The sequence below is a fragment of the Fulvivirga kasyanovii genome (assembly GCF_009711405.1).
Classification (GTDB): Bacteria; Bacteroidota; Bacteroidia; order Cytophagales; family Cyclobacteriaceae; genus Fulvivirga; species Fulvivirga kasyanovii.
In genome coordinates, this window is record NZ_SMLW01000464.1 from 6691 (window position 1) to 12095 (window position 5405).

Here is a 5405-nt window from a genome sequence, read left to right on the forward strand (position 1 = left end):
CGATCTTTTAGTCGCGACTTTCAGCTTTTATCCTGTTACTCCTCAGTTTTACGCTTGACACACTAATGTTTTAATTTTTTAGCTCTGACAGAGCTTCGAGCCCTGTCAGAGTTAAAAGCATTAGTTCTCTTTCTTCTTCAACTTCTCCTGCTTTTTAAAGTATCTGCGAAACAGGAAGTTGTGCTTCATGGCTTCCATATTTTCATTGAACCTCGCCGTACCTTCTTCTATGTTTTCAAGGCTCTGGTTGAGTTTGTGCAGTACTATCGTATCTGAAAGCAAGGCCCCGGCAGTACCTTCTCCGTCTTTAAGTCCTTGCAGCAATTCACCCAGGTCATTGGCGGCTTTGGCGGTTTCCTCACTAGCCTGGTGAATGTCTGCCAGGCTGCCTTTCAGGTTTGAAACAAGCGCTGTATCTGTGATCAATGTTCCTGCCAGCCCCTGACCTTGTTTGATACTTTTGGCCAGGTCAGCCACTTCATGGGCAGCGTAAGAGGCATTTTTTCCCGCCAGCCTGATGTTAACGGCTGCTTGTTTCAGGTCTTTGGCTATAAGTGTGTCAGATAATAGCTGCCATAAACTGTTGCTGTTATTTATTTTGCGTGTGATTTTTCGCAGGTCTCCGGTTATAATCGCAATGTTATCATTGGTAGTATTCAGTGTACGCAGCATGGCATCTGTTTCAATGGGTTGTTCAGAGTAAATTTTGTCACCCTCTTCAACCGGGTCGGCTTTTTCCCTTACGGAATTGATGTTTATAAGCTGGTTGCCCATAAGACCATCCGTGCCTACCGATGCCACCGAATTCTTTTTAATATATTGTCTGGCTTTCTTGTCAATGACCATCGTGACAAGTATCGTAGTATCGCTCTCGATGATTATCTCTCTTACGGTGCCTACATCAATCCCGGAAAACCGGACGTTGTTGCCCGGTGTAAGACCGTTTACATTCTGAAAGCTGGCTTGTATGGTAAATGTGGAACCAAACAAATTCCTGTTGCGCCCTATCATATAAAGGGAGAAGATCAGGAACATCAGGCCTGCCAGCACAAAAAGTCCAAGCTTGGCATTATCAATGGGTTTGGTTTTCATCTTTTTTGTCTTTTATACTGCTATCACTAATAAAAAAATTGCGAACCTTTTCATCTTTTGATTTCCTCAGCTCGCTAAATGCACCTTCCTCATAGCATTTCCCGTCAATCAGCATAACTACCCGGTTTGAGGTGATACTGATGCAATTCATGTCGTGAGAGATGATAATTGAAGATGCGTTGTACTTTTCCTGTACTTCAAGAATAAGTTCACTGATCTCCCGGCCGGTTATAGGGTCCAGCCCTGTCGTGGGTTCATCGTATAATATGATTTCAGGCTTCAATATCAGTGTCCGGGCGAGGGCTATCCTTTTTCGCATCCCTCCGGAAAGTTCTGCCGGCATCATGTCCACAGTATGCGCCAGGCCTACATCCTCCAAGGCATCCATAACCAGTGCATCTACCTCCGACCGCTCCTGGGTCTCCTTCATCCAGTGCCTTCTTAGGGGAAACTCAAGGTTTTCTCGTACAGTCATGGAATCATACAAGGCATTGCTCTGGAAAAGAAAGCCAACTTTCACCCTCATTTTATCCAACTGTTGCCTGTCGTAATCGCTGATATCTTCACCCAGCACTTTGATCGTGCCACTGTCCGGGTCCATCAGCCCTATGATGCACTTGATCAGTACTGACTTACCCGAGCCTGACTTGCCAAGTACCACCAGGTTCTCTCCTTTATAAAGCTTCATGGAGAAATCCTTCAACACGTGGTTGTCACCAAATGACTTGTTCAGCTTATCTATGTCTATAACTGCCCGGGCTTCCATGGATCAGGTAAGGTTTAAAAGGTCAGTAATCTGAACAGCGATCAGGTCTATGATAAATACCAGCAGGGATGCCACAACTACAGCCGAGTTTGCTGAGCGCCCTACACCTTCTGTGCCTTTGGTAGAATAATAACCTTTGTAGCAACCGATCAGGCCAATGGCAAAACCAAAGAAGAAGGTTTTTACCAGAGAGGGCACCAGATCCCCGTAGCTCAAAGCATCAAACACCTGCGACCAATATAAATGCCAGCTCACTGCTCCCCGGATATTCACTCCCAGGTAGCCACCGTAGAGCGCAATGGCATTGGAAAGGCTTGAAAGCACCGGTAACATCAGTGTGGTGGCCAGTATGCGGGTTACGATCAGGTATTTGAACGGGTTGGTACCCGATACCTCCATGGCATCTATTTGCTCGGTTACCCGCATGGAACCCAACTCAGCACCCATTCCTGAGCCTATCTTGCCTGCACATATCAGCGCCGTGATCACCGGAGATATTTCGCGAACAAGGGAAATGGCCACCATGCTGGGCAGCATGGATTCCGCCCCAAACTCAACCAATGTGGGCCTGGACTGGATAGTAAGCACCAACCCCATGATAAAAGCCGTAATGCCAACCAAGGGAAGCGACTTATAGCCCACCCAGTAACACTGGCGGATAAATTCACGAAATTCGTAGCGCGGCTGAAAGCCTTCACTAAAAAACCTTGCTGCGAACCTGGCTATATGGCCAACTTCCACAAGAAATTCGCTCTTCCTTAATATTGAAAACATACCCGCCATAACTGATAATTTCCCAGTGATAAAATTGAGAAGGAAATCGGAAGAACACTGTGACGTTAGTCAGGCATGGGTATGATACATGTCACAATGAGCAGTAGAGATAGTCTTGAGTAATTAGTCTTGAGTAGGGAGACAACTCCGTGCATGTCAGGGGACATGCACGCTGATAGTGGTCGGAGAACAGGCAGCAGATGGTCTGTCAGGGGACAAGACCTTGGAGAGGAAATGGTCTATAAACCACTTCCCAGTAGAGTCTCTCGAAGAACTCTACGGCATTCATAGGCACAATCTTAATTATGGCAGGTCAAAAACTACCCATAACGAACCGGATAAAGAAACTTATTTACTACTCATAGTTCACCAGTTCAAAACACCCCTATAATCCCCTCAAGGGGATAGTAGTGTTGTGGAAATATCCAAAATTCCGATACTTTTAACACCCTCGTTCATCTTTTACAGTTCACTTCAACTCACCGATTACCAAACACCGAAAACCTTAGCCACTATTGCAAGACAACTTCGGTCTCCGGTCTTCCGACTTCCGACCCACACCACAGACTCAATACTCCGGACTCAGGACTTCAAACTATAAACTGCCTTTTTCAAATGGTCATAGGCCTGGCTAATTTCATGCTTAAAATCGTGATGCTGGCCTTTATCCGATTCAAAAGCATTTTTCACATTTTCCATTAGCTGGTCAACCTTTTGGCGAGCCTCTTTCATATGGCCTTTAAATGAAGCTTTGGCTTCGATCTTTTTCAATGAAAACCATAGCTTCAATATCTCCAGCTTTATTTTAAACTTCTCAAGTTCCTGCTCAAAATGCTCTCTTTCTTCCGGCAGCAGCTTCTTTAGCTGTATTTCCAACTGATCAATAGCGTGTGCTATTTTGGATTTTTGCTCCTCGAATATCCTTGTCGTGTCGGCCTGGCCTGAGTTAAGGTGCCTTTCCAGCGTTTCGAGCCTTGATTTAATGTCTGAGGCTACTGTTGACAATTGTTGGGCAAAGGCAGATTGCTTGAACTCAGCCACTTTCAGCTTTAGCTCTTTCTTCATTTCTTCAAACTTATCTTTGGCCTCAGCCTTACCCAGGGAGAATTGAAGCACCAGTTCATCCACTTCCTGTTGGGTTTCTTTCAGTTTGTCAGCTATTTTGATCAACAGGGGTTTATCGGGTGTTTTATCTATTGTATCCATGAGAGTTGAATGTTTAATTCATTTTAATGATGATTAAAGTTCGTCAGCAAAAGCATAGGCTCAGATGACGTCTCTCACCTGAATTAAAGATTCCTGTCATTCAAGAGGTGGGGATAAATGGATCAAGCCAAATTTCCGGAATGCCCTCATATTTCGACTTTGCGATTGACAGACTCCCGCAAATAGATGTTGGTAAGCTAATTATAAAACGATTTGCACCTATGGCTGTTAAATAAACAAGCCCTGCCAATTTATGACAGACGAGCAAATTTTTGATAAAACCAGAAGCATCATCTACGATAACATGATCAATGGAGAGAAGCACCTCGATGATCAGGTTATCCATTTTCACTATACCAAGCCTGCCCCGGGGAGATACCCTTACCAGTTCTTCTGGGATACTTGTTTTCATGTGTTCATACTTACTGCCCTCCGGGAATATGAAATGGCTAAATCGCACCTGCGAAGCCTGCTTTCCTTACAGGAAAAAAATGGTTTTATAGGGCACATGATCTACTGGGACAGGCTCATGCCCGGCAGGGTGACCGATTTTTTTCAGTCGCGTCCGCATCTGCGCAACCTCTATAAAAGCCATATGAGCGCCCTGATCCAGCCTCCACTTATCGCTCAGGCGGTGGAGCGGGTGTATAATTTCAGTGGAGATATTGACTTTGTGCAGGAAGTAATGCCCAAATTGAAAACTTACTACCACTGGCTCCGGCAAAACAGGGACTTTGGCGGAGATCACCTCCTCACCATAATTTCCCCATTCGAGTCTGGCATGGACTGGAAGCCTACCTTTGACGTGCCTCTGGGATTTAAGCCCGGGAAGGCCGACTGGAAGTTGTTTTTAAAACAGGTTAGTGTTGACTTCAGAAACTTTGTAAACAACTACAACCTCAGAAGGATCTACAAGCAGGGGTATTTCAGAGTCAAAGAAGTAGGTTTTAATACCATTTATGCCCAAAACCTCAAAGCCATGGCCACGCTATGTCAATTAATGGGAGACAAAGAAGAGGAGCATTTCAAGCAATTGGGCAGAGAGGTAGACAAAAGTATTCTGGAAGTGATGTACGATGAAAAAGACGCCGCTTTTTACGATGTGTTTGGTAAGGATAATCAAAAAATAAGAATATTAACCCCTACAATTTTCTACCCCGTAATCCTTGATGGCACTCCTGAAAAGATCTCAAAACGAGTAATGGATACCCACTTTTTCAATGATGAAGAGTTTAAGCCTGATTACCCGTTGCCATCGGTAGCTTTAAATTCACCATCATTTAACCCCTCTCACTCCATCTACATCTGGCGCGGGCCCACATGGATTGTGAACAATTGGTTTATGCACAAATTCCTGATGGAAAAAGGGTATGGCGAAGAAGCCCAAAAAATGATCGACAGCATCCGGGCATTGATTGGCAAAAGTGGCTTCCGCGAATATTACAACCCCTTTACCGGTGAGGGTTATGGTGCCAGGGACTTCACATGGTCGGGGCTGGTGGTGGATATGATCAATATGGAAAGGGAAGGCAAGAATCTAAAGTCGCAATCCGCAAATTCACATTAA

The 5405-nt window shown here is 44.8% G+C and carries 5 protein-coding genes; 1 reads left to right on the forward strand and 4 read right to left on the reverse strand.

The annotated features are described in order from the left end of the window. Positions 1-120: 120 nt before the first annotated feature. The 4 genes from E1163_RS08135 to E1163_RS08150 form a co-directional block, all read right to left on the reverse strand. Positions 121-1092 carry an MlaD family protein gene (locus E1163_RS08135; RefSeq protein WP_155170941.1) on the reverse strand — a complete coding sequence of 324 codons (972 nt, stop codon included), beginning with the start codon at positions 1090-1092 and terminating at the stop codon, positions 121-123. Further along, positions 1073-1858 carry an ABC transporter ATP-binding protein gene (locus E1163_RS08140; RefSeq protein WP_155170942.1) on the reverse strand — a complete coding sequence of 262 codons (786 nt, stop codon included), beginning with the start codon at positions 1856-1858 and terminating at the stop codon, positions 1073-1075. The genes E1163_RS08135 and E1163_RS08140 overlap by 20 nt, the downstream gene beginning before the upstream one ends. 3 nt (positions 1859-1861) lie before the next feature. Further along, a complete protein-coding gene (locus E1163_RS08145) occupies positions 1862-2632 on the reverse strand; it encodes an MlaE family ABC transporter permease (protein WP_425482688.1) in 771 nt (256 codons plus the stop codon). 582 nt (positions 2633-3214) lie between these two features. After that, on the reverse strand, positions 3215-3838 hold the full coding sequence (locus E1163_RS08150) for a hypothetical protein (protein ID WP_155170944.1): 624 nt from the start codon (positions 3836-3838) through the stop codon (positions 3215-3217). 253 nt (positions 3839-4091) lie between these two features. Between E1163_RS08150 and E1163_RS08155 the strand changes: the two genes are divergently transcribed. After that, entirely contained in the window at positions 4092-5405 is a 1314-nt protein-coding gene (locus E1163_RS08155) for an amylo-alpha-1,6-glucosidase (RefSeq protein ID WP_155170945.1), read from the forward strand.